The 23,301-nt window shown below is 68.3% G+C and carries 18 protein-coding genes; 9 read left to right on the top strand and 9 right to left on the bottom strand.

The features are described from left to right. Positions 1 to 16 precede the first annotated feature (16 nt). Positions 17 to 607: an SACE_7040 family transcriptional regulator gene (locus ACZ6YV_RS07990; protein ID WP_465508926.1), complete on the bottom strand. Its 591-nt coding sequence runs from the start codon at positions 605 to 607 to the stop codon at positions 17 to 19. Positions 608 to 758: 151 nt separating this feature from the next. Here ACZ6YV_RS07990 and ACZ6YV_RS07985 point away from each other — a divergent pair, with 151 nt between their 5' ends. From ACZ6YV_RS07985 to ACZ6YV_RS07955, 7 genes are all read left to right on the top strand, one after another. Then, positions 759 to 1,568 (top strand): SGNH/GDSL hydrolase family protein, encoded by an 810-nt coding sequence (locus tag ACZ6YV_RS07985; protein WP_465508925.1) that lies wholly within the window; start codon positions 759 to 761, stop codon positions 1,566 to 1,568. Between the two features lie 177 nt (positions 1,569 to 1,745). Beyond that, positions 1,746 to 3,359 (top strand): carboxyl transferase domain-containing protein, encoded by a 1,614-nt coding sequence (locus ACZ6YV_RS07980; protein WP_465508924.1) that lies wholly within the window; start codon positions 1,746 to 1,748, stop codon positions 3,357 to 3,359. Between the two features lie 2 nt (positions 3,360 to 3,361). After that, positions 3,362 to 5,347: an acetyl/propionyl/methylcrotonyl-CoA carboxylase subunit alpha gene (locus ACZ6YV_RS07975; RefSeq protein WP_465508923.1), complete on the top strand. Its 1,986-nt coding sequence runs from the start codon at positions 3,362 to 3,364 to the stop codon at positions 5,345 to 5,347. Then, on the top strand, positions 5,344 to 6,498 hold the full coding sequence (locus ACZ6YV_RS07970; protein ID WP_465508922.1) for an acyl-CoA dehydrogenase family protein: 1,155 nt from the start codon (positions 5,344 to 5,346) through the stop codon (positions 6,496 to 6,498). The genes ACZ6YV_RS07975 and ACZ6YV_RS07970 overlap by 4 nt, the downstream gene beginning before the upstream one ends. Positions 6,499 to 6,613: 115 nt before the next feature. Beyond that, positions 6,614 to 7,120 (top strand): GNAT family N-acetyltransferase, encoded by a 507-nt coding sequence (locus ACZ6YV_RS07965; RefSeq protein WP_465508921.1) that lies wholly within the window; start codon positions 6,614 to 6,616, stop codon positions 7,118 to 7,120. Between the two features lie 86 nt (positions 7,121 to 7,206). Continuing rightward, complete coding sequence (locus tag ACZ6YV_RS07960) at positions 7,207 to 8,070, top strand: SDR family oxidoreductase (protein ID WP_465508920.1); 864 nt, start codon at positions 7,207 to 7,209, stop codon at positions 8,068 to 8,070. Between the two features lie 117 nt (positions 8,071 to 8,187). Then, positions 8,188 to 9,243, top strand: coding sequence for an alpha/beta fold hydrolase (locus ACZ6YV_RS07955; RefSeq protein ID WP_465508919.1), 1,056 nt, complete (start codon positions 8,188 to 8,190; stop codon positions 9,241 to 9,243). Between the two features lie 3 nt (positions 9,244 to 9,246). Here ACZ6YV_RS07955 and ACZ6YV_RS07950 read toward each other — a convergent pair whose 3' ends face one another. The 5 genes from ACZ6YV_RS07950 to ACZ6YV_RS07930 form a co-directional block, all read right to left on the bottom strand. Next, on the bottom strand, positions 9,247 to 10,248 hold the full coding sequence (locus tag ACZ6YV_RS07950; protein WP_465508918.1) for an MASE1 domain-containing protein: 1,002 nt from the start codon (positions 10,246 to 10,248) through the stop codon (positions 9,247 to 9,249). Between the two features lie 161 nt (positions 10,249 to 10,409). Next, on the bottom strand, positions 10,410 to 11,618 hold the full coding sequence (locus ACZ6YV_RS07945) for an acyl-CoA dehydrogenase family protein (protein ID WP_465508917.1): 1,209 nt from the start codon (positions 11,616 to 11,618) through the stop codon (positions 10,410 to 10,412). Between the two features lie 182 nt (positions 11,619 to 11,800). After that, complete coding sequence (locus tag ACZ6YV_RS07940) at positions 11,801 to 13,096, bottom strand: acyl-CoA dehydrogenase family protein (RefSeq protein ID WP_465508916.1); 1,296 nt, start codon at positions 13,094 to 13,096, stop codon at positions 11,801 to 11,803. 110 nt (positions 13,097 to 13,206) lie between these two features. After that, complete coding sequence (locus ACZ6YV_RS07935; RefSeq protein WP_465508915.1) at positions 13,207 to 14,430, bottom strand: low temperature requirement protein A; 1,224 nt, start codon at positions 14,428 to 14,430, stop codon at positions 13,207 to 13,209. A 35-nt stretch (positions 14,431 to 14,465) separates the two neighbouring features. Beyond that, complete coding sequence (locus tag ACZ6YV_RS07930) at positions 14,466 to 15,659, bottom strand: TetR/AcrR family transcriptional regulator (protein WP_465508914.1); 1,194 nt, start codon at positions 15,657 to 15,659, stop codon at positions 14,466 to 14,468. A 156-nt stretch (positions 15,660 to 15,815) separates the two neighbouring features. Between ACZ6YV_RS07930 and ACZ6YV_RS07925 the strand changes: the two genes are divergently transcribed. After that, complete coding sequence (locus ACZ6YV_RS07925) at positions 15,816 to 17,027, top strand: acetyl-CoA C-acetyltransferase (protein ID WP_378239929.1); 1,212 nt, start codon at positions 15,816 to 15,818, stop codon at positions 17,025 to 17,027. Positions 17,028 to 17,037: 10 nt separating this feature from the next. Beyond that, complete coding sequence (locus tag ACZ6YV_RS07920; protein WP_465508913.1) at positions 17,038 to 19,209, top strand: 3-hydroxyacyl-CoA dehydrogenase NAD-binding domain-containing protein; 2,172 nt, start codon at positions 17,038 to 17,040, stop codon at positions 19,207 to 19,209. A gap of 85 nt (positions 19,210 to 19,294) precedes the next feature. On the opposite strand, the gene ACZ6YV_RS07915 is transcribed toward ACZ6YV_RS07920, so the two are convergent. The 3 genes from ACZ6YV_RS07915 to ACZ6YV_RS07905 form a co-directional block, all read right to left on the bottom strand. Then, complete coding sequence (locus tag ACZ6YV_RS07915; protein ID WP_465508912.1) at positions 19,295 to 21,418, bottom strand: MMPL family transporter; 2,124 nt, start codon at positions 21,416 to 21,418, stop codon at positions 19,295 to 19,297. 109 nt (positions 21,419 to 21,527) lie between these two features. After that, positions 21,528 to 22,196: a response regulator gene (locus ACZ6YV_RS07910; RefSeq protein ID WP_465508911.1), complete on the bottom strand. Its 669-nt coding sequence runs from the start codon at positions 22,194 to 22,196 to the stop codon at positions 21,528 to 21,530. Further along, on the bottom strand, positions 22,193 to 23,269 hold the full coding sequence (locus tag ACZ6YV_RS07905; RefSeq protein ID WP_465508910.1) for a sensor histidine kinase: 1,077 nt from the start codon (positions 23,267 to 23,269) through the stop codon (positions 22,193 to 22,195). Before ACZ6YV_RS07905 ends, ACZ6YV_RS07910 begins: the two co-directional genes overlap by 4 nt. Positions 23,270 to 23,301 lie beyond the last annotated feature (32 nt).

The following is a 23,301-nucleotide window of genomic DNA, read 5'->3' as shown; positions in this document are numbered from 1 at the left end:
CGAAACCCGGACGTGGTCACATCGCGGCGTGCAGTGCACCCAGCGCGAGACGGCAGAGCATCTCGGCCAGTTCGCTGTCACCGAGATGGCGGTTGTACGGCGTCGAGTTGATCAACCCGAAGACCGCGTGCGCCGCCGAGCGCGCCTGCCGCTCGCCGATGCCGGGGACGGCGTCGCTGATCGCGCGCACCCAGACCTCGACGTACTGGCGCTGCATGGCGCGGACCTGCTTGCGGTCACTGTCGGTGAGATTGGCGAGGTTGCGCTCTTGGACGGTGATCAACGCGGGATGCGCGAGCGCGAAGTCCACGTGAAAATTCACCAGTGCTTCGAGAACCTCGCCCGGCTCGTCCCGCTGGCTCGCCCTGGCCGTCCCACCGTCGAGGAGGTAGCGGCTGATCGAGTTCAGCATCTCGCCGAGGATGGCGTCCTTGCTGCGGAAATGCCGGTACAGCGCCGGGCCGGAGATGCCGACGGCCGCGCCGATGTCGTCGATGCCGACGCCGTGGAAGCCGTGGTGGGCGAAGAGCTCCGCGGCGGCGGCCATGATCTGTTCGCGCCTGTTCGCCTTCTCGCCGTTCACGAGTGGGGTGGGGTTCGCCGGCATCTGGCCATATTAGGGCCGTGTGTTAGCGAGCGCTAACACGCAGCCGTACTTCCAGCCTGAGCCAAGCGGGTTACCTGGGGAAATGACCCTTTTGCGTGGGGCTACCACCTGGTAATGCTGTGACTCGTTAACTTGTCACAAAGGAGTGACCATGTCCGTCCCTGCTCGGATCAAAGCACTTTCCTTCACTCGTTTAGGTGCGGCCCTGGGGGTCGCTGTCCTCGCCACGCTCGGTCTCGCGGGCACCGCCCAAGCGGCGACCAACTACGTGGCGCTCGGTGACTCGTACTCGTCCGGCGTCGGTGCCGGCAGCTACGGGAACTCGGGCGACTGCATGCGCAGTACCAATTCCTACCCCCAGCTGTGGGCCAACGCCCACGCTGGGACCACCTTCAAGTTCGTCGCGTGCTCGGGGGCGCGCACCGGCGACGTCCTCAACCAGATCGCGAACGTCACCTCCGGCGCCACGCTGGTGACGGTCTCGGTCGGCGGCAACGACGCCGGGTTCGCCGACGTCATGACCAGCTGCACCACCGGCAGCGACCAGACCTGCGTCAACCGGGTCAACACCGCGAAGACCTACGTGAACAACACGCTTCCCGGGCTGCTGAACAACGTCTACAGCAAGATCAAGTCGAAGGCGCCCAACGCGAAGCTGGTCGTCCTCGGTTACCCGCGCTTCTACACGGTGCCGGGTTCGTGCTCGGTCGGGCTGAGCGACACCAAGCGCTCGGCGATCAACTCGGGTTCCGACGCGCTGGCGTCGGTGCTCTCGGCCCGTGCCTCGGCGAACGGCGCGAAGTTCGTCGACGTGCGGAGTGCCTTCACCGGGCACAACATCTGTTCGTCGGCCGACGACTACCTGCACAGCCTCACCTGGCCGATCGTGAACTCGTACCACCCGACGGCCACCGGCCAGCGTGGTGGCTACTACAACCCGCTGGTCTCCGCGATCGGCTGATTTCTCCTGCGAGGGCTGAAGGGGCCTTTCACCGCATTGCGCGCGGTGAAGGGCCCCTTCGTCGCGTCTGACGCGGGTATGGCGTCCTTCAGCCCCCGGGCCTGGTGGACAAGTGAGGTTAGTGGGCGTTAACCTGACGGCGCGAGTTAACGACGGCTAACTTGGCGACGAGGAGCCATGGACACACCCGTACTGAGCACTTCCGCAGACCCCGGCAGCGACGAATACGCCCGCGGTGTCATCTCCCACGCCGAGCTGGTCGAGGACCTGCGCAAGCGTCTCGCCGCGGCCCGGCTCGGCGGCCCGGAGAAGTCCCGGATCCGCCACGTCGAGCGAGGGAAGCTCCTGCCACGCGACCGGGTCGACACCCTCCTCGACCCGGGTTCACCGTTCCTGGAGCTGTCCCCGCTGGCCGCCACCGGACTGTACGACGACGAGGCGCCGTCGGCCGGGATCATCACCGGGATCGGGCGGGTCTCGGGCCGTGAATGCGTGATCGTCGCCAACGACGCCACGGTCAAGGGCGGCACGTACTACCCGCTGACGGTCAAGAAGCACCTGCGCGTGCAAGAGGTCGCGCTGCACAACAATCTGCCGTGTGTCTACCTGGTGGACTCCGGCGGCGCGTTCCTGCCGAGGCAGGACGAGGTCTTCCCGGATCGTGAGCACTTCGGCCGGATCTTCTACAACCAGGCCACGATGTCCGCGCGCGGTATCCCGCAGATCGCCGCGGTGCTCGGATCCTGCACCGCGGGCGGCGCGTACGTCCCGGCGATGAGCGACGAAGCGGTCATCGTGCGCAATCAGGGCACGATCTTCCTCGGCGGCCCGCCACTGGTGAAGGCCGCGACGGGCGAGGTCGTCACGGCCGAGGAGCTCGGCGGCGGAGACGTCCATTCGCGTCAGTCGGGCGTCACCGACCACTTGGCCGAAGACGACGCGGACGCTCTGCGCATTGTTCGCTCGATCGTGTCTACTTTGGGCCCGCGCGCGCCGCGCCCGTGGGACGTCCTCCCGACGGAGGCGCCCGTCGCCGATCCGAACGAGCTCTACGGCGTCGTCCCGACCGATCCGCGCGTGCCCTACGACGTCCGCGAGGTCATCGCCAGGATCGTCGATGGCAGCCGGTTCGGCGAGTTCAAGAAGGAGTACGGCTCGACGCTGGTCACCGGGTTCGCCCGGATCCACGGCCACCCCGTCGGCATCATCGCGAACAACGGCGTCCTGTTCGCCGAGTCCGCGATGAAGGGCGCGCACTTCATCGAGCTGTGCGACAAACGCTCCATCCCGCTGCTGTTCCTGCAGAACATCACCGGTTTCATGGTCGGCAAGGCCTACGAAGCCGGCGGCATCGCCAAGCACGGCGCGAAGATGGTCACCGCGGTGGCCTGCGCCCGGGTGCCGAAGCTGACAGTCGTCATCGGCGGCTCGTTCGGCGCGGGCAACTACTCGATGTGCGGCCGCGCGTACTCGCCCCGCTTCCTGTGGATGTGGCCGAACGCGCGGATCTCGGTGATGGGCGGCGAGCAGGCGGCTTCGGTGCTGTCGACCGTCCGGCGCGACGCCATCGAGGCCCGCGGCGGCGAGTGGTCCACGGAGGACGAAGAGACCTTCAAGGACCCGATCCGCGAGCAGTACGAGGCGCAGGGCAGCCCGTACTACTCGACGGCGCGGCTGTGGGACGACGGCGTGATCGACCCGGCGGACACCCGCACGGTGCTCGGCCTCGCGCTGTCCGCGACGGCCAACGCGCCACTTTCCGATGTCAACTACGGCGTCTTCAGGATGTGAGCATGTTCGACACGGTTCTGGTCGCCAACCGCGGTGAGATCGCCGTCCGCGTGATCCGTTCGCTGCAGGGGCTCGGCATCCGCTCGGTCGCGGTCTACAGCGACGCGGACGCCGACGCCCGGCACGTCCGCGAGGCGCATACGGCTGTCCGCATCGGCCCCGCCGAAGCGGCGAAAAGCTATCTGTCCATTCCGGCGATCGTCCAGGCGGCGCTCGACACGGGCGCGCAAGCGGTCCACCCGGGCTACGGCTTCCTCGCGGAGAACGCGGAATTCGCCCGTGCCTGCGCCGAGGCCGGGCTGGTCTTCATCGGCCCGCCGGTCGAGGCGATCGACGCCATGGGCGACAAGATCCGCGCCAAGGCGACGGTGTCCAAGGCGGGCGTCCCGGTGGTGCCCGGTGCGTCCGATGTGGACATTCCCGAAGGCGGTTTCGCCGACGCCGCGGAGAAGGTCGGCTTCCCGCTGCTGCTCAAGCCGTCCGCCGGTGGTGGCGGCAAGGGGATGCGGCTCGTCACCGAACTGTCCGAATTGGACCCCGCCATCGAATCCGCCCGCCGGGAGGCCAAGGGTTCCTTCGGTGACGACACGCTGCTCATGGAGCGGTTCGTCACGACACCGCGCCATATCGAGATCCAGGTGCTCGCCGACACCCACGGCAACGTGATCCACCTCGGTGAGCGCGAATGCAGCCTGCAGCGGCGGCACCAGAAGATCATCGAAGAGGCGCCGTCCGTTCTCCTCGACGAAGCCACGCGCGCGAAGATGGGCGCGTCCGCTGTCGAGGCCGCACGCTCGGTGGGCTATGTCGGCGCGGGGACGGTCGAGTTCATCGTGTCGGCCAAGGCGCCGGACGAGTTCTTCTTCATGGAGATGAACACCCGCCTGCAGGTCGAGCATCCGGTGACCGAACTGGTGACCGGCCTCGACCTCGTCGAGTGGCAGGTCAAGATCGCCGCCGGTGACGTGCTCACCGTCGCGCAGGAGGACGTCCGGCTGAACGGTCACGCCGTCGAAGCCCGTGTCTACGCCGAAGATCCCGCTCGCGGATTCATCCCGACGGGCGGGACCGTGCTCGCGGTCCACGAACCGTCCGGCGAGGGTGTCCGCGTCGACTCGTGGATGAGCGAGGGCGCGGTCATCGGGTCGAACTACGACCCGATGCTGGCCAAGGTCATCGCCTGGGGGCCGGACCGCGCGGCCGCGCTGCACCGGCTGGATCTGGCGCTCGCCGACACCGCTTTGCTCGGTCTCGGCACGAACGTCGCCTTCCTGCGCGGGCTTCTCGCCGACAGTGACGTCCGTGACGGCAAGCTCGACACCGGCCTCGTCGACAGGCAACTGTCCACTTTGGTCTCCGAAGAAGTGCCGTCGGAGTTCTTCGTGGCCGCCGCGCTGGACAGGCTGCTTTCCTTGCAGCCGCAAGGATCCGTCGTCGATCCGTGGGACGTTCCCGACGGCTGGCGGCTCGGCGCGTCGGGCGGGATCGATTTCGCCCTGAAGTCGGGAAGTTCCGAGGCCGTCGTGCGCGTGCAGGGCACTCCGGCGAACGCGCTCGTCAGTGTTGACGGCGCCGAGGCCGTGCGGGTTTCCGCGCGGCGCGAGGGTGACCTGCTGGAAGTCCGGCATCCCACCGGTTTCCACCGCTACCGGCACGCGGCCGGCAGCGGGAAGACCGTGTGGCTCGCGCGTGACGGTCACAGCTTCGCGATCGGCGAGCGCGAAAGGCTGCGCTCGGCCGCCGGTGCCGCGGGCGGCGCCGGACCGGTGACCAGCCCGATGCCCGGGACCGTGCTCGTGGTCAAGGTCGCCGCGGGCGACGTCGTGAGCGCCGGGACGCCGCTCGTGGTCGTCGAGGCGATGAAGATGGAGCACACGATCACCGCGCCGATCGACGGCGTGGTCAGTGAACTCCCCGTCCGGGCGGGCCAACAGGTCGCGCTGGACGAAACAGTAGCCGTTGTGACACCCCAAAAGGATGGCCAATGATCGACTTTCGGCTGGATGACGAGTACGAGGCGCTGCGGAAGACGGTCGAGGAATTCGCGCGCTCCGAGGTCGCCCCGGTCATCGGCGACCTGTACGAACGGGAGGAGTTCCCGTACGAAATCGTCGCGAAGATGGCCGACATGGGCCTGTTCGGCCTGCCGTTCCCCGAGGAATACGGCGGCATGGGCGGCGACTACTTCGCGCTCTGCCTGACGCTGGAAGAGCTCGCGCGCGTCGACTCCTCGGTCGCGATCACCGTCGAGGCCGGGGTTTCCCTCGGCGCCATGCCGATCTACCGGTTCGGAACCGAGGAACAGAAGGAGAAGTGGCTCCCGGAGTTGTGTGCCGGAACCGCTCTCGGCGCCTTCGGGCTCACCGAACCCGGCGGCGGCTCGGACGCCGGCGCCACCCGCACGCGCGCGAAACTCGACGGCGACACCTGGGTGATCAACGGCAGCAAATCGTTCATCACCAACTCCGGTACCGACATCACGAAACTGGTCACGGTCACCGCCGTCACCGACGTGAAGGAGAACGGGCGCAAGGAGATCTCGGCGATCATCGTCCCGTCCGGCACCCCGGGCTTCGCCGTGGCGCCGAAGTACTCCAAGGTCGGCTGGAACTGCTCGGACACGCACGAACTTTCGTTCGACGACGTCCGCGTCCCGGCCGAGAACCTGGTCGGCGAACGCGGCCGCGGCTACGCCCAGTTCCTGTCCATTTTGGACGAAGGCCGGGTCGCGATCGCCGCGCTGAGCGTCGGGCTCGCGCAGGGCTGTGTCGACGAATGCCTCAAGTACGTCAAGGAACGCGAGGCCTTCGGGCGCAAGATCGGCGAGTACCAGGCGATCCAGTTCAAGATCGCCGACATGGAGGTGCGCACGCACACCGCGCGGCTCGCGTACTACGCGGCGGCGTCGAAGATGCTGCGCGGCGAACCGTTCAAGAAGGAGGCATCGATCGCGAAGCTCGTGGCGTCGAACGCCGCCATGGACAACTCGCGCGACGCGACGCAGATCTTCGGCGGGTACGGCTTCATGAACGAGTTCCCGGTGAGCCGCTTCTACCGGGACGCGAAGATCCTGGAGATCGGTGAGGGGACCTCGGAGGTGCAGCGGATGCTGATCGCGCGGCACCTCGGCGTCGCCTGACCGTGCTTGAAGCCGTGACTCGTGTGATCGGGGCCGTCACGGCTCTGGTCACGTGAGTCACGGCTCTGGTCACGTGAGTTACGGCTCTGATCACGCGATGTTGTAGAACGGAAGCATGAGCGACTTCATCATCCGCCAGGGTGGTTCCGGGGACTTCCAAACCTTGCTGGACATGTTCGACGAGGCCGTCGCGTGGCTGGCCGGACGGGGCAGCGCGGGCCAGTGGGGGACCGAGCCGTGGTCCACGATCCCGAAGCGGATCGAGCGGGTCCGCGGGATGGCCGACGGGCCGGGGCTGTACATCGGCGAGGTGGGCGGCGAGGCGGCCGGGGCGATCGTCCTCGGCGACCGCTTTCCGCACGTCTCGCCGGTCGACGAGCCGGAGATCTACCTCGGCCTGCTGCTGACCTCGCGCAGGTTCACCGGGCACCGGGTCGGCTCGCGGCTCATCGAGTTCGCGCTGGCCGAGGCGCGGGAACGCGGGATCGGGCTGGTGCGGGTCGACTGCTGGGCCGGCGGCGACGGCGACCTGCAGCGGTACTACGAAAGCCAGGGCTTCAAGCCGACAGAGCAGTTCGACGTCAAGGGCTGGATCGGGCAGGTGTTCGAACAGCGGCCGTAGGGCTGGCGTCCTCGCGGCTACGGGTGCACCATAGTTGACACATCGCCAACAGTGCCCCGGACAGCGAAGTCGCAGAGGAGGCCCCCGTGGCCAAGCGTGAACGTTCCCTGGCAGGCAAGGTCGTCGTGATCACCGGAGCGGCGCAGGGCATCGGCGCCAGTACCGCGACGGCGCTGTCCCGGCTCGGCGCCAAGGTGGTCATCGGCGACCTGGACCAGGTCCTCGCCGAGAAGACCGCGGCCGAACTGGGCGCGGAGGCGCTGCCGCTCGACGTCACCGACACGAAGGGCTTCACCGAGTTCCTCGACGAGGTCGAGCGGCGCGTCGGCCCGATCGACGTGCTGATCAACAACGCGGGCATCATGCCGCTCGCGCCGCTCGAAGAAGAGGAGGACGCGGCGACCCGGCGGCTCCTCGAGATCAACCTGCACGCGGTCATCCACGGCACCAGGCAAGCCGTGAAACGGATGCGCCCGCGTGGCACCGGCCACATCGTCAACATCGCCTCGATGGCGGGCAAGTCCGGCTTCCCCGGCGCCGCCACCTACTGCGCCACCAAGCACGCCGTCGTCGGCCTGTCGGAATCGGTGCATCTGGAACTGCACGGAACGGGCGTGCTGGTGTCCTGCGTGATGCCCGCGGTGGTGCGCACGGAACTGGCCAGCGGGCTCGGCGAGGCGAAGTTCTTCAAGTCGGTGCAGCCCGAAGATGTGGCGCAGGCCATTGTCGATGCGTTGCGCCGTCCCAAGTTCGACGTCTTCGTTCCCGCATCGCTGGACGCCATGGGCAGGATCACACGGCTGCTTCCGCGCCGCCTCGGTGAAGGCCTGCTTCGCGCACTCGGCGGCGACAAGATTTTGTCCTCCGCAACGCATTCCAGCGCTCGCGCCGAGTACGAGTCGCGTGCCGCGCGTAGTGCCCCGGCGGCGGAAAAGAACGCGGATACTTAACTCGGACGGCCTAGCCACTGTCCGAAATGGACGGCCTGTGACGGCCGTGGTGTTGAGTCGTGCGCCCCCAGGCGGCAAGATTACGTCTTACCGCGTTGATTCCTCAGGAGGCACCTCATGGCCACACCCCCGGCACGGCTCGCCGCCGCCGCGTCGAACGTCGTCGGGAAGGTGCTGCACGGTGGTGTCGCCGATCTCCGCCCCGTTCCGCGTGTCCTGATCGACCAGGGTCCCAACCGGTCGGTGTACCGGCTGACGAACGGCAAAGGCCCGGAGTCCGGCCCGCCGGTGCTGCTGGTGCCGCCGCTGGCCGCGCCCGCGCTGTGCTTCGACCTGCGCCGCGGCTGCAGCCTCGCCGAGCACCTGGTCGAAGGCGGCCGCAACACCTACCTGGTCGACTACGGGAACGTCGCCTTCTCGGACCGGCGCCTCGGCATCGAGCACTGGATCGAAGAGGTTCTCCCGCGCGCGATCCGCAAGGTCAGCGAGGACTCCGGCGGCCAGGGCGTGCACGTCATCGCCTGGTGCCTCGGCGGGATCTTCTCCCTGCTCACCTCCGCCGACCAGCCCGATCTGCCGATCGAGTCGATCGCGACCATCGCGTCGCCGTTCGACTTCACCGCGATCCCGCTGATCGCCCCGTTCCGCCCGCTGGTGGACCTCACCGGCGGCCACCTGCTGACCCCGATCTACCGCGTGCTCGGCGGCGCACCGTCCTATTTGGTCAGCCGCGTCTTCCGCGCGACCGGGATCAGCAAGGAGATCACCAAACCCCTCGCGATCCTGAAGAATCTCGATGACCGGGACTACCTGGCGCAGATCGAGGCCGTCGACCACTTCATGGACAACATGATCGCCTACCCCGGGCGGACGTTCGGCCAGATCTACCACCGGTTCTTCCGCGCGAACGACCTCGCGGAGGGCACTGTCGACCTCAACGGCCGCATCATCGCGCTGTCCGGGGTCAAGGTGCCGACCCTGATCATCGCCGGGCAGAACGACACGATCGCCCCGCGCGCGGCCGTCGAACGGCTCACCGACCTGCTGGACAACTCGCCGTCGGTGACCTTCGAGACCGCGCCCGGCGGGCACCTGGGCGTCCTCACCGGCCGGAAGGCGCGCGGGACCACTTGGCGCTACCTCGACCGTTTCCTCGACGATCAGGCCGCCTGAGCCTCAGCCGGCGAGTTCGTCGTCCTCCGGCTCGCGCTGGGTCGTCATCGCGCTGCGCAAGGACTGGCGTGGCTCGATGAGGTCGACCATTTCGGTGATCTGGCGCCAGGCGTCGGTGATTTCGGCGGTCGCGCGGTCGCGTTGCAGGACGATCGTGGACAACGCCAGCGCCGTCAACCCGACAGTGGCGTCGAAGGCCTGTACGTGCAGCATCCGGGCGGCCAGCTCGTAGGTGCCGTAGGGGCCGTGCCCGTGTACGGCGGCGTAGATCGTGAAGGTGCAGACGCACAGGGAGCACAGCATCGCCCCGGCCTGGCGGAAGCGCAAAGCCGCCCAGACGAGCACCGGGAAGACCAAGAACAGCTTCGACGTGGTGGCGGCCGCGAGGATCGCCGTGCCGAGGCCGCAGAACGCGAGCGCCACCGCCTCACCCCAACGGGCGAGGGAAACCTGTGCCGGCAGGCGGAACCTCGGCGCCAGGAGCAGCAGCGGCGTGATCGTCAGGACGCCCATCGCGTCGCCTGTCCACCACACGAGCGCCGTGTCCCAGAAGTCACCCGGGCTCAACGCGCCGTCGAGGACCAGCATGCCGGTGCCCAGTCCGGCACTGACGGCCGTGCCCCCGGCCGCCCCGACCGCCACCAGGAGGACGGCGTCGGGAAGCCTGTCGAGCTGGTTGCGGAAACCCAGCCGCCGCATCACCGCGTAGGCCAGCAGCGGGCCGATCGTGTTCCCCGACGAGATCGCCAGGACCGTGGGCAGCGAGGGCCCGAGGGTGATGTTCGTCAGGAGGGCGCCGAGGAAGATCCCCGGCCAGAACCGCGGCCCCAGCAGCATCGGCACCGCCAGCGCGACCCCGGCCGCCGGCCACAGCGGCGAGATCTGCCCCCGCACGATCGCCCATTGGATGCCGATCTGGCCCGCCGCGAAGTAGCAGGCCGTGATGCCGAGGACGATGAGGCACCAGCGTGCGGCAGGGGACAGCTGTCGAGCGGCGAGCCTCATCGCGACTCCGGCCTTCGCGGGCAGGGAAAGCTACGAGACTACCTCCGTTCGGCCGCGGCGGAGGTTCACTTGATGGTGTTGTCGTACTGGCGGAGTCTGTTGGGAATAAACAAAAAAGGGGCCCGTGCAGCTGCACGGGCCCCTTCATGGCACTTTCGGCGCTACTTGAGCTCGGCCGACGTCTTGCCCAGGATCCGGCGAGCCACGATCAGCTGCTGGATCTGCTGTGTCCCCTCGAAAATATCGAGGATCTTCGCGTCCCGGCTCCACTTCTCCAGCAGCGATTCCTCGGTATAGCCCAGGGTTCCGGCCAGCTCGACACACTTCAGCGTGATCTCGACGACCGACCGGCCCGCCTTCGCCTTGGCCATCGAAGCCTGCAGCGAGTTCGGCTTGCGGTTGTCGGCCATCCACGCCGATTCCATGGTCAGCAGGTACGCCGCCTCGTAGTCGGCTTCCAGCTGCAGGAAGGTCGCGGCGGCCGCGTGCTGGCTGTGGACGGGCTTGTCGTAGTCGATCGTCACGCCGGCGTCGGCGAGGATCTTCCGGGTCTCCTCCAACGCCGCGCGGGCGACGCCGATGGCCATGGCGGCGACCAGCGGACGGGTGTTGTCGAAGGTCTGCATGACCCCGGCGAAACCCTTGGCGGTGTCGATCTCCGGCGTGCCGAGGAGGTTCTCCTTGGGCACGCGGACGTTCTCGAAGCGCAGCACGGCGGTGTCGGAGGCGCGGATGCCGAGTTTGTGCTCGACGCGCACCACCTCGAAGCCGGGCGTGCCCTTCTCGACGACGAACGACTTGATCGCCGCGCGGCCCTTCGTCTTGTCCAGAGTGGCCCAGACGACGACGGCGTCGGCGCGCTCGCCGGCGGTCACGAAGATCTTCTCGCCGTTGATCACGTACTCGTCGCCGTCCAGGCGCGCGGTGGCGGTGATCGCGGCCGAGTCCGAACCGCAGTCCGGTTCGGTGATCGCCATCGCGGCCCACAGCCCGGAGAACTTCTTGAGCTGTTCGTCCGTGGCGACCGAGCCGATGGCGGCGTTGCCGAGCCCCTGGCGCGGCATGGACAGCAGCAAACCGACGTCGCCCCAGCACATCTCGATCGTGCCGAGCACGATGTTGAGGTTGGAACCGTTGCGGTTGCCCGGTTTCTCGTTCTTCTCGGACCGGCGGACGCCCGCCGCGCCCGCGCCGCCCTCGCCGGAGGAGTTCAGCCCGTCCAGCAACGCGGCGAACATGTCGAGTTCGGCCGGATAGGTGTGCTCGGCGCGGTCGTACTTGCGCGAGATCGGCCGGAACACCTCGGCCGCGGCCTGGTACGCCTGGTTGACCAGGGCGCCGGCCTGCTTCGGAACCTCAAGGTTGATCATGATTGCCTTTCGAAAGTCCTAGGTCGTGTCCTGTGAGTCCGTTCGATGGGCTTCGTGATCCAGGTGGTTCCTGGCGGTGCGGGCGGTTCAGCCTCGTACCGGGGTCGTACTCGGCTGGACCGCCCGTGCCGTCAGGGGCCGCATGGGCGCGAAGACCGCGGACATGACTTGCAGGGCACGACCTAAAGAAGGACGGCGCCTTCCATCACGCCGATGGCACGGAGGTCGCGGTACCAGCGTTCGACCGGGTGCTCCTTGACGAACCCGTGCCCGCCGAGCAACTGCACACCGGCGCTGCCGATCTGCATTCCCTTGTCGGTGGCCAGTTTCCGGGCCAGCGCGACCTCGCGGGCGTACGGCTTGCCCTGTTCGGCGCGGGCGGCGGCGCGGAGCGCGACCAGCCGCAGTCCTTCCAGCTCGATGGCGATGTCGGCCACCGAGAACGCGACGGCCTGCCGGTGGCTCACCGGTTCGCCGAACGCCTTGCGCTCGTTGACGTAAGGCACCACGTAGTCGAGGACGGCCTTCGCGGTACCGGCGGCCAGCGCGGCCCAGCCGAGCCGCGAGAGCCGGACGACCTCGGTGAAGACCTCGGCCTTGCCGCCGCCGAGCAGTGCTCCGGCGGGCAGGGCGACCTTCTCCAGGTGCAGCTTCCCGGTCGCCGCGCCGCGCAGGCCCATCGCCGGTTCGGTCTCGATGGTGACGCCGGAGTTCGACGATTCCACGAGGAACAGCGCCGGGCCGCGACCTTCGAGGTCTGCCGAGACGATGAACAGTTCGGCGTCCGCGGCGCGCGGGACCAGCGACTTCACGCCGTCGAGCTGGTAGCCCTTCGGCGTGCGGCGGGCCTTGGTGGCCGGCTTGAACGGATCGAACAACGCCGTGCGTTCCTGCAGCGCGAGCGCCGCGGCCGGGACGTTCTCGCCGACGAACGCGGGCAGGTAGTCCGCCTGCTGCTGCTCGTCGCCGTAGGCCACCAGCGCGGTGCTGACCGCGGACGGCGCGAGCACAGCGACGGCCAGGCCGAGGTCGCCGTGCGCGAGGGCCTCGGCGACCAGCGCGTTCGTGACGACCGACCGCTCGGTGCCGATGCCGCCCAGCTCCTCGGGGATGCCGACGAGCGTGATGCCGAGTTCGGCGGCGCGGCTCAGCAGGCCTTCGGGGGCCTGGAGCTTGGCGTCGGCGTCGGCCGCGGCGGGCCGCAGCTGTTCGGCCGCGAACTCCGTCACGGTCTCGACGATGAGCTGCTGGTCCTCACTCGGGGTGAGGTCGAACAGTCCCGTGTCCTCGGCCGGCGCGAGCCGCGCGGGCTTGCCGAGCTTCTGTGCGGACTTGAACGTCCGTCCCGCCGCGCCCGCGACCCGGAAGCCGTTGCGCGTCCCGGCACTGACCAGGTTCTGCACGGGCTTCCGAAGTCCGGCCCGTTCAATGACCTTGCTCCCGGCCAGCCGGGTGAGCGCGGACAGGCCAAGGCCCATCGCGTCTCGTTTCCTAGGCGCACCCACGGTGAGTCTCCCTGCCTCGCTTACCTACTCGTGAGTAGGTTAACTCCCTCGGGGCCGATGCGCCACCAGGGGGGAGGCGAACGTCACGCTCGTGAGTGATTTGGGTGGTCGTGCAGGTCCGGATTACTCACGACCTTGCGCCTCTCGAACAACACCAGCCCCAGCACCGCCGTCGCCACGATCCCCACGAGCACGACCGCAGGCACCAGTTCGAGCAGCGGCGTCGCCGCCAGCAGGACGATCGCGAGCACCAGCCGTCGCACGTTCCACGCGCCCAGGTTCCGCCGCCGCAGCCCGCTCAACGCGATCAGATAGAGCGCGAGCCCGCCGGTCAGCGCCCAGATCGGCGTCCCGTGCAGGCCGTCGGAGAGGCTGTGGTGCTCGGTGTCGGAGACGTACAGCAGCGACTTCTTCAGGCCCAGGGCCACGAGCACGATCCCGGCGATCAGCGGGAGGTGCAGGAACGTGTAGGTGTCCGTCCCGATCTGCACCCGCTCCACGCCCTCCGCGAGCTTCAGGTTGCGCTCGGAGACGTGCGCGACGACGGCGAAATACATCCACCACATCGCCGACGCCAGCACGAGCCCGAAGACGGCGGCCAGCGTGATCGGCCACGACATCGGATACGAGCTGATCCCGATGCCGATCGCCACGATCGACTCGCCGAGCGCGATGATCACGATCAGCCCGAACCGCTCGGCGAAGTGACCGGGCTGGTGCAGCCGCCAGTCCGAGGACCGGGTCCGGAAGACGTTGACGTAGTCGGCCAGCATCGCGACCGCCCAGATGCCGAGCTGGACCCAGCCGGTGAAGAACGCCGCGGCCGTCAGTAGTGCGACACTCGGCAGCAGGCCGACGAACATCTTCAGGACGACCTTGCGCAGCTCCGGATCGGTCCGGGCGGCGCCGATGTACGCGGTCAGGTGCAGCAGCCGCACGACGAAGTAGCAGCCGACGAACATCAGCGGCGCGTACAGGCCGCCAGGCAGGTCGGTGAACGCCTCGGGAATGGTCAGTGAGACCAGGAACATCGTCCCCATCGCGGCGAACATCACCAGCTGGGTGCTGCCCCGGTCCACGTGGAGGGTGTTGGCCAGCCAGGCGTAGGCGCACCAGCACCACCACAGCACGGCGATCATGGCCACCCCCTGCCCGATGCCGAGCGGGGTGAGGTGATCGGCCATCAGTTGCGTGGTCTGGGTGATGGCGTAGACGAAGACCAAATCGAAGAAGAGCTCCAGCGTGGTGACCTTGTGGTCTTCTTCCTTGGTCACCAGATGCAGGCCGCGTTTCGTGGGCACGCGCATATCGTGCACCGCGGGCCTTTGCGGGACACGCGAGTTTACTGAGAGCTGACTTTCAGGACCGCGTGCATCAGCGCCGTCAGCTCGGCTTCGATGCCGGCCCGGCCGTTGACCCGGCGGGTGCGCGCGAGGTCGTTCGCGATGGTCAGCGCCGCGTGCACGGTGATCTTCACTTCGCGCAGGCTCAGTTCTGGGCGGACGTCCGAAGTCAGCGCGATCCAGCGCGCGACGTAGTCCCGCTGGACCCGGAGCAGGTCCGCCTTGTCGCGTTCCGGCAGCTCCATGGGGCTGCCGGAAAAGGACACCAGCAGCTCGGGCGTGTGCAGCAGGGTGTGGACATAGGACGCTGCCAGCCTGCGCAGCGCGTCGCGTGCGTCTTCGGTCCGCAGCGCGCGTTCCGCCGCGAGCGCCAGCCTGTCGGCCGCTCGATGTCCGATCGCCACCATCAGCGCGGCCTTGCTGGGGAAGTGCCGGTACACGCTGGGCCCGGCGATCCCGGCCGCCGCGCCGATCTCCTCCATGCTCACCGCGCGGAAGCCGCGCTGCCCGAAGAGCTCTGTCGCGGCCGCGAGGATCTGCTCGCGGCGGGACGGCTCGCCGAGCGCGATCGACGGCGTCTCGTCCGCGGGCTCCAGGGGCTCGGGCAGTGTGACATGCAGCACCGACTCCGCCAGCTGCACCAGGATCTGCGCGAAGCGTTTCTTCGCCACGGACGTGTGATGGACGGACACGCTGCCGAAGACGCTCAGCCCCGCCCAGCACAGCAGCTCGGCGTCGTCGGCGGTCAGTTCGGGACGCAGCGCGAGTAGCGCTTTGGACCACGCCGCGAGGACCGCGCTCGACCGGCGGCGGATCTCCCGCCGTCCCTCCCGGGGTAGATGCCTGCCCTCCCAGCGCCACAGCGCGGCGACCTCGCGCCGCTCCACGGCCTGCGCGGCGAGGGTGTCCAACAGGGCCTTGACCTGGGCGGGAACCGGGGTGTCGAGGTCCGAGAGCGTCTCGAGGGTGGCCGTCTCCATGTCGTCGATGCCGGACAGCACGACGTAGGACAGCACCGCCTGTTTGTCCGAGAAATGCCGGTACAGCGCGGGCCCGGTGATGCCCGCCGCCGCGGCGATGTCGTTGATGCCGACGCCGTGGAACCCGCGGGCGCGAAACAGCTCCGCGGCGATGCCGGCCAGCTGGGCCTTGCGGTCGCGCGGTCGGGCTGAACGCTCGGTCGGGTGATCCATAGGTGAACACACGATAGCGTCGGTTGCGTGCATCGCAACCCATTGACACCATGGGGTTATCGCGGTTTATGTTAATGACCATTAGCATGGCTACTGGCCGGTACGATCCGGCTGTGTTCATCCTTGATACAGCGCCGTACGCGGAGGAGTTTTTCTGTGAGTAGCGAGGCCTACATCTACGAGGCGATCCGTACGCCTCGCGGCAAGAACAAGGGCGGTGCCCTCCACGGCACCAAGCCGGTCGATCTCGTGGTCGGCCTCATCGAGGAACTGAAGGTCCGGCACCCGAACCTCGACCCCGCCGTGATCGACGACATCGTCCTCGGCGTGGTGTCCCCGGTCGGCGAGCAGGGCGCCGTGATCGCGCGCACCGCCGCGCTGAACGCGGGCCTTCCCGAAACGGTCGCCGGCGTACAGCTGAACCGCTTCTGCGCCTCCGGCCTCGAAGCCACCAACACCGCCGCGCAGAAGGTGCGCTCCGGCTGGGACCAGCTGATCATCGCCGGTGGCGTCGAGTCGATGTCACGCGTGCCGATGGGCTCCGACGGCGGCGCGCTGTTCATGGACCCCGCCACCGCGTACGACAACTACATCGTCCCGCAGGGCACCGGCGCCGACCTGATCGCGACCATCGAGGGCTTCTCCCGCGAGGACGTCGACGCGTGGGCCGTCCGCTCGCAGGAGAAGGCCGAAGCGGCCTGGTCCGGCGGCTACTTCGCGAAGTCCGTCGTCCCGGTGAAGGACATCAACGGCGTCACGATCCTGGACCACGACGAGCACCGTCGCCCCGGTAGCACCGTCGAAAGCCTCGGCAAGCTCAAGCCCGCCTTCGCCGGCATCGGTGAGCTGGGCGGCTTCGACGCTGTCGCGCTGCAGAAGTACCACTCGGTCGAGCGCATCAACCACATCCACACCGGCGGCAACTCGTCCGGCATCGTGGACGGCGCCGCGGTGGTGCTGGTCGGCAACGAGCAGATCGGCAAGGACTTCGGCCTGACCCCGCGCGCCCGCATCGTGGCCACCGCGACCGTCGGCTCCGAGCCCACGATCATGCTCACCGGCCCGACCCCGGCCACCGAGAAGGTCCTCAAGATCGCCGGCCTCACCCCCGACGACATCGACCTGTGGGAGCTGAACGAGGCCTTCGCCTCGGTCGTCCTCAAGTGGATCAAGGACCTGCACCTCGACGAGGAGAAGGTCAACGTCAACGGCGGCGCCATCGCCATGGGGCACCCGCTGGGCGCCACCGGCGCGATGCTGGTCGGCACCGTCGTCGACGAGCTGGAGCGTCGTCAGGCGCGCCGCGCCCTGGTCACCCTGTGCATCGGCGGCGGCATGGGCGTCGCGACCATCATCGAGCGGGTCTGAGGAAGAGACAATGACTGAAGCGAAGACCATCCGCTGGGAGCAGGACGCCGACGGCATCGTCGTGCTGACCCTGGACGACCCGAAGCAGTCCGCCAACACGATGAACGCCGACTTCCGCGAGTCGCTCGGCGTGGTCGTGGACCGCCTGGAGGCGGAGAAGGACAGCATCACCGGTGTCGTCCTCACCTCGGCCAAGAAGACCTTCTTCGCCGGTGGCGACCTCAACGACCTGATCAAGGCCAAGCCCGAGAACGCGGCCGAGATCACCGAGAGCAGTGGCCTGATGAAGGGCCAGATGCGCCGGCTCGAGCAGCTGGGCAAGCCGGTCGTGGCCGCCATCAACGGCGCCGCGCTCGGCGGCGGCCTCGAAATCGCGCTCGCGACGCATTACCGCATCGCGGCCGACGTCAAGGGCAGCCAGATCGGTCTCCCCGAGGTCACCCTCGGCCTGCTCCCCGGCGGCGGTGGCGTGGTCCGCACCGTACGCCTGCTGGGCATCCAGAGCGCGCTGCTGAACGTGCTGCTCCAGGGCCAGCGGCATCGCCCGGCCAAGGCCAAGGAACTCGGCCTCGTGCACGAGCTCGTCGGCACCGTCGAGGAACTGGTCCCGGCCGCGAAGGCGTGGATCAAGGCCAACCCCGAGGGCGGCGTGCAGCCGTGGGACGTCAAGGGCTACAAGATCCCGGGCGGCACCCCGTCGAACCCGAGCTTCGCGGCGAACCTGCCCGCGTTCCCGGCGAACCTGCGCAAGCAGATCAAGGGCGCGAACATGCCCGCCCCGCGCGCGATCCTGGCCGCGGCCATCGAGGGTTCGACCGTCGACTTCGACACCGCGATCACCGTCGAGACCCGCTACTTCATCAGCCTCGCGACCGGCCAGGTCTCGAAGAACATGACGAAGGCGTTCTTCTTCGACCTGCAGAGCATCAACTCCGGCGGTTCGCGGCCGGACGGCTTCGAGAAGTACACGGCCAAGAAGGTCGGCGTCGTCGGCGCGGGCATGATGGGCGCCGCGATCGCGTACGTCTCGGCGAAGGCCGGTATCGACGTCGTGCTCAAGGACGTCACGCTCGAAGGCGCCGAAAAGGGCAAGGGCTACGCGGTCAAGCTGGAGGAGAAGGCTCTCTCCCGCGGCAAGACCACGCAGGAGCGCTCCGACGCGCTGCTCGCCAAGATCAAGCCGACCGACAAGGCGGAGGACTTCGCCGGCGTCGACTTCGTGATCGAGGCCGTCTTCGAGAGCGTCGAGCTGAAGCACAAGGTGTTCAAGGAGATCGAGGGCTTCGTCAACCCCGACGCGGTGCTCGGTTCCAACACCTCGACCCTGCCGATCACCTCGCTGGCCGAGGGCGTGCAGCGGACCGAGGACTTCATCGGGATCCACTTCTTCTCGCCGGTGGACAAGATGCCGCTGGTCGAGATCATCTGCGGTGAGAAGACCTCGCCCGCCACGCTGGCGAAGGTCTTCGACTACACCCTGCAGATCAAGAAGACCCCGATCGTCGTCAACGACAGCCGCGGCTTCTTCACCTCGCGCGTCATCGGCACCTTCATCAACGAGGCCGTCGCCGCGCTGGGCGAGGGTGTCGAGCCGGCGTCGATCGAGCAGGCCGGTGCGCAGGCCGGGTACCCGGCCCCGCCGCTGCAGCTGATGGACGAGCTGACCCTGACGCTGCCGCGCAAGATCCGCAAGGAGACCCGCGAAGCGATCGAGGCGGCCGGCGGCACCTGGACGCCGCACGCGTCCGAGGCCGTCATCGACAAGATGCTCGACGAGCACGACCGCAAGGGCCGCTCCACGGGCTCGGGCTTCTACGACTACGACGAGGCGGGCAAGCGGACCGGTCTGTGGCCGGGCCTGCGCGACGCGTTCAAGTCGGGCAGCGCCGATGTCCCGTTCGAGGACCTCAAGGAGCGGATGCTGTTCGCCGAGGCGCTCGAGACCGTGAAGTGCTTCGACGAGGGTGTGCTCACCACCATCGCCGACGCCAACATCGGCTCGATCTTCGGCATCGGCTTCCCGGCGTGGACCGGTGGTGTCATCCAGTACATCAACCAGTACGAGGGTGGCCTGCAGGGCTTCGTCGACCGCTCGCGTCAGCTGGCCGAGCGCTACGGCGACCACTTCACCCCGCCCGCTTCGCTGGTCGAGAAGGCCGCGAAGGGCGAGATCTACGAGTAAGCCGCTTCGCCCGCTTTAGCGTGCTATGAAAGGTCCTTTCCTTGCGAAATTTGCAAGGAAAGGACCTTTCATAGCGTTCGGGGGTCTAGCGGGACGACGGTTCCAGGGCCACGTGCGGCAGCCGTCGGTCCAGCCATCGCGGCAGCCACCAAGCGCGTTCCCCGAGCAGCCGCATCACCGCGGGCACCACGAGACAGCGGATCACGAACGCGTCCACCAGCACAGCCACCGCCAGCCCGAGACCGAACTGCGCCAGCATCCGATCGGGGTTGAGCAGGAACGCGCCGAACACCAGGATCATGATCACCGCCGCGGCCGTGATCACCCCGCCGGTGGAGGCGAGCCCCTCGCGGACGGCGTGGCGCGCGTCGCCGGTGCGCCGCCATTCCTCGTGCATCCGGGACACCAGGAACACCTCGTAGTCCATGGAAAGCCCGAACACGATCGCGAAGATCAGCACCGGCACGAACGCCTCGATCGGTCCCGGCTGCGCCCCGAACAGGCCGTCGCCGAACACCGCCGTCATCACGCCGAGCGCGGCGCCGATGCTCAGCAGGTTCAGCGCGGCCGCCTTCAGCGGGATCAGGATCGAGCGGAACACGACCATCAGCAGCAACGCCGACAACCCGACGACCACCAGCACGAACAGCGGCAGCCGGTCGCCGACGGCGTCCGCGAAGTCCACCGCGGCCGCGACACTCCCGCCGACCAGGTACTTGCCGGGCAGAGTCGGCAACACCTCTGTCCTGAGCCGTTCCACCAGATCGGCGGTCGCTTCGTCCTGCGGCGACGACGTCGGGAAGGCGAGGACGGTCGTGACACCCTGCCCCATCGGCGGCGTCACCTCGGCGATGCCGGGGGTGGCTTCGAGTTTCCCTCGCAGGGCGGCGCCGTCGCCGTTTTCGGCGACCACGATCAGCGGCTCGCTGAACCCGGGGCCGAAGCCTTCGGTCATCAGGTCGTAGGCCTGGCGGGTGGTCGAGGTCCCGGGGTCCGTGCCGGCGTCGGCGAATCCGAGACGCATGCCGAGAGCGGGCAGGGAGAGTCCGATGAGGACGAGCAATCCGATCGCCAGCGGCACCATCGGTCGTCGCTGGACCGCGTCCCCGAGCTTGCCCCAGGTCCTGCCGTGTTCCCGTTTCGTGGCGTGCTTGCGAATGCCCTTTTCCAGGCGGCGGCCGAAAAGGGAGAGCAGCGCGGGCAGCAGGGTGACCGACGCGAGCATCGTCACGAGAACGGTCAACGCCACCGCGAGAGCGACACCGCGCAGCGAACCGAGGCCGAGCGCGAGCAGGCCGAGCAGCGCGATGATCACCGTGCCACCGGCGAACAGCACCGATCGCCCTGCGGTGTCGAGTGCCCGCCGCACCGCCCGTTCCCGGTCGAGACCGCCCAGGATTTCGCTGCGATACCGGGAAAAGATGAGCAGCGCGTAGTCCACGCCGACACCGAATCCGACCAGCATCATCAGCGGCACCGTGTAACTCGCGATGTCGACGAACCTGCTGACCAGCACGATCACGCCGAGCGTGCTGCCGACGGCGAAGATCGCCGCGATCACCGGGAGCCCCGCGGCGAGGATCGAACGGAACAGGAAGACGAGGACCACCAGCGCGGCCAGCAACCCGGCACCTTCCGACGGGCCACCGCCCCCGCTGGTCCGCTTGATCGGCTCGCCACCGAGTTCGACCTGAAGCCCGGCAGACTCCGCCTTCTTCGCGGTGTCGACGACGCGCACGATGTCGTCGTACGGCAGATCCTTCGACTCCAGGTCGAAAGCGATCGCGGCGTACCCGATCGTGCCCTCGCGGGAGACCGCGGACGGGTTGTCGAAGGGGCTCGTCACCGCCTTCACATGGGGATGGGTACGGACTTCGGCGAGCATCGAGTCGATCGGCCCGCGTGCGGTCGCGAGGCCGCTGGCGGTCTTGAAGACGATCTCGGCGGTCGCACCGGTCTGCGTGGGCGCCTGTGTCTTGAACAGGTCCATGATCTGCTGGGATTCGGTGCCCGGCAACGAATGGTCGTCGTGGTAGGCGCTTCCGGCCAGCTGTGAACCCAGCGTGACGCCGATGAGGGTGAGCAGCCAAAGCGAAACGGCGAGCCAGCGGTGGCGCTGCGACCAGCCCGCCAGCTTCGAGAGGCCGCCCCCAGGCTGCCCCTCTGGCCGGCTCCCGGGCCGGCTCTCGGAAGGTGTGATGGTGTCCATGCCGGAAAGCATCGGCGTTCCGGGGCCGCGGATCGTCGGGCTGCGGCGGGCACTCCGGCCACAACTTCTGGATACCCCTAAGGCGTTTCCCGTACTACTGGGGTTGTGGTCACGGGGTCAACCAGCGAGGGGTGACCATGCCCGATTCGTAGGCGAGTACGACGAGTTGCGCGCGATCGCGGACGTCCACTTTGGTCATGATGCGGCTGACGTGCGTCTTCGCCGTCGCTGGGCTGAGCACGAGTTCCTTCGCGATTTCGTCGTTGGACAGACCGGCCGCGACGAGGCTCATCACCTCACGTTCGCGTTCGGTGAGCCGGTTCAGGGTGGGCGAGGGCGCGGGCCGCGCCACCCGGCCCGCGAATTCGGAGATCAGGCGGCGGGTGATCGACGGCGCGAGCAGCGCGTCGCCCCGGGCGACCACCCGGACACCGTGGATCAGTTCCTCCGGTTCGGTGTCCTTGACCAGGAACCCGCTGGCGCCCGCGCGCAACGCGCCGTAAACGTCCTCGTCGAGGTCGAAGGTGGTGAGGATGACGACCTTGATCCCGGTCAGCGCCGGATCTTCGAGCAGATGCCGGGTCGCGGTGAGCCCGTCCATCACCGGCATCCGGATGTCCATCAGGACGACGTCGGGTTTGTGTTCGTGCGCGGCTTCGAGGGATTCACGCCCATTCGCCGCCTCGGCGACCACGGTGATGTCGTGCTCACCGTCCAAGATGGACTTGAACCCGGCGCGGACCAGCCGCTGGTCGTCGACGAGCAGGACCCGGATCATTTCTTCACCCGCAAGGGAAGCCGGGCGTGCACGCGAAAGCCGCCGTCTTCGCGGGCGGCCGCGGTGAGTTCGCCACCGAGTGCCTCGGCCCGTTCGGTCATCCCGCGGATCCCGTTGCCGGGCTCCGCCGTGCCTCCCCGGCCGTTGTCGTCGATCTGCACGGACACATCATGGTGCGTGTAGCCGATCCGCACCACGACGGTGCTCGCGGCGGCGTGGCGCGCGACGTTGGTCAGCGCCTCCTGGACGACGCGGAAGGCGGCGTGCTCGACGTCGGGCGGCAGATCCTTGGCCGTGCCATCGATCTCTGTCCGGACGGTCAGCCCGTGCGCGCCCGCCGACTCGGCGAGTTCGGCGACCCTCGCCAGGCTCGGCGTATCCGCCTGCCGCAACATTCCCAGTGTGGCGCGGAGTTCACGCAACGCCTCCTTGCTGGTCTGTTTGATCGTGGCCAGGGCTTCCTCGGATTTCGCCGGATCCTTGCCGTGCAGCGCCGCACCCGCCTGGACGTTGATGAGCGCGAGGTGGTGGCCGAGGGCGTCGTGCAGTTCGCGCGCGATCCGGAGCCGTTCGTCCGAGGCCCTTCGCTGTGCCTCGGCCTCCTTGGTGCGCTCGGCTTCGCGGCGGTAGTACGTCACGGCTCCGACCGCGACCAGCGCGATGAACCAGCCCGCCATCAGCAGGAAGGCGAAGTTGTCCACCTGCCGTGTGGCGCCGGCCTGTGACTCGCCGATCGCGACACCGCCCAGCGAAGCCGCCGCGACGACCGCCGCGCTGCGGATCCGCCCTGTCGAGGCGTTGTTGTACAGCGCGAAGGCGAACGCGAGCAGGACGAACCCGTCCGGATCGGTCTGCGGGTAGTAGATCGCGCAGCAGACCGCGGTGAAGATCGTGACGGGGAGCGGATACCGGCGGCGCAGGAACAACGCGGCACAAGCGAGTACCACGCAGACCCAGCCGACGGCCGCGTTGCGCGGCGCCTCGGCGCTGTCGCCGAGTGAAGCCGCGACAGAGCCCGCGATCACCGCCACGGTGACCGCGATGTCCGCCGCGTACCGCCGCAGGATCGCCACACGACGAGAGTAGCGCGATCCGGCTCGATTGA

Source organism: Amycolatopsis sp. NPDC102522, assembly GCF_055584485.1.
Note: the sequence above shows the minus strand (reverse complement) of the source record. Positions and strands in the feature narration are given on the sequence as shown.

Coding starts and splice junctions, on each gene's coding strand:
- ACZ6YV_RS07990 (WP_465508926.1), bottom strand. CDS start 607: ATGCCGGCGAACCCCACCCCACTCGTGAACGGCGAGAAGGCGAACAGG.
- ACZ6YV_RS07985 (WP_465508925.1), top strand. CDS start 759: ATGTCCGTCCCTGCTCGGATCAAAGCACTTTCCTTCACTCGTTTAGGT.
- ACZ6YV_RS07980 (WP_465508924.1), top strand. CDS start 1,746: ATGGACACACCCGTACTGAGCACTTCCGCAGACCCCGGCAGCGACGAA.
- ACZ6YV_RS07975 (WP_465508923.1), top strand. CDS start 3,362: ATGTTCGACACGGTTCTGGTCGCCAACCGCGGTGAGATCGCCGTCCGC.
- ACZ6YV_RS07970 (WP_465508922.1), top strand. CDS start 5,344: ATGATCGACTTTCGGCTGGATGACGAGTACGAGGCGCTGCGGAAGACG.
- ACZ6YV_RS07965 (WP_465508921.1), top strand. CDS start 6,614: ATGAGCGACTTCATCATCCGCCAGGGTGGTTCCGGGGACTTCCAAACC.
- ACZ6YV_RS07955 (WP_465508919.1), top strand. CDS start 8,188: ATGGCCACACCCCCGGCACGGCTCGCCGCCGCCGCGTCGAACGTCGTC.
- ACZ6YV_RS07950 (WP_465508918.1), bottom strand. CDS start 10,248: ATGAGGCTCGCCGCTCGACAGCTGTCCCCTGCCGCACGCTGGTGCCTC.
- ACZ6YV_RS07945 (WP_465508917.1), bottom strand. CDS start 11,618: ATGATCAACCTTGAGGTTCCGAAGCAGGCCGGCGCCCTGGTCAACCAG.
- ACZ6YV_RS07940 (WP_465508916.1), bottom strand. CDS start 13,096: ATGGGCCTTGGCCTGTCCGCGCTCACCCGGCTGGCCGGGAGCAAGGTC.
- ACZ6YV_RS07935 (WP_465508915.1), bottom strand. CDS start 14,430: ATGCGCGTGCCCACGAAACGCGGCCTGCATCTGGTGACCAAGGAAGAA.
- ACZ6YV_RS07930 (WP_465508914.1), bottom strand. CDS start 15,659: ATGGATCACCCGACCGAGCGTTCAGCCCGACCGCGCGACCGCAAGGCC.
- ACZ6YV_RS07920 (WP_465508913.1), top strand. CDS start 17,038: ATGACTGAAGCGAAGACCATCCGCTGGGAGCAGGACGCCGACGGCATC.
- ACZ6YV_RS07915 (WP_465508912.1), bottom strand. CDS start 21,418: ATGGACACCATCACACCTTCCGAGAGCCGGCCCGGGAGCCGGCCAGAG.
- ACZ6YV_RS07910 (WP_465508911.1), bottom strand. CDS start 22,196: ATGATCCGGGTCCTGCTCGTCGACGACCAGCGGCTGGTCCGCGCCGGG.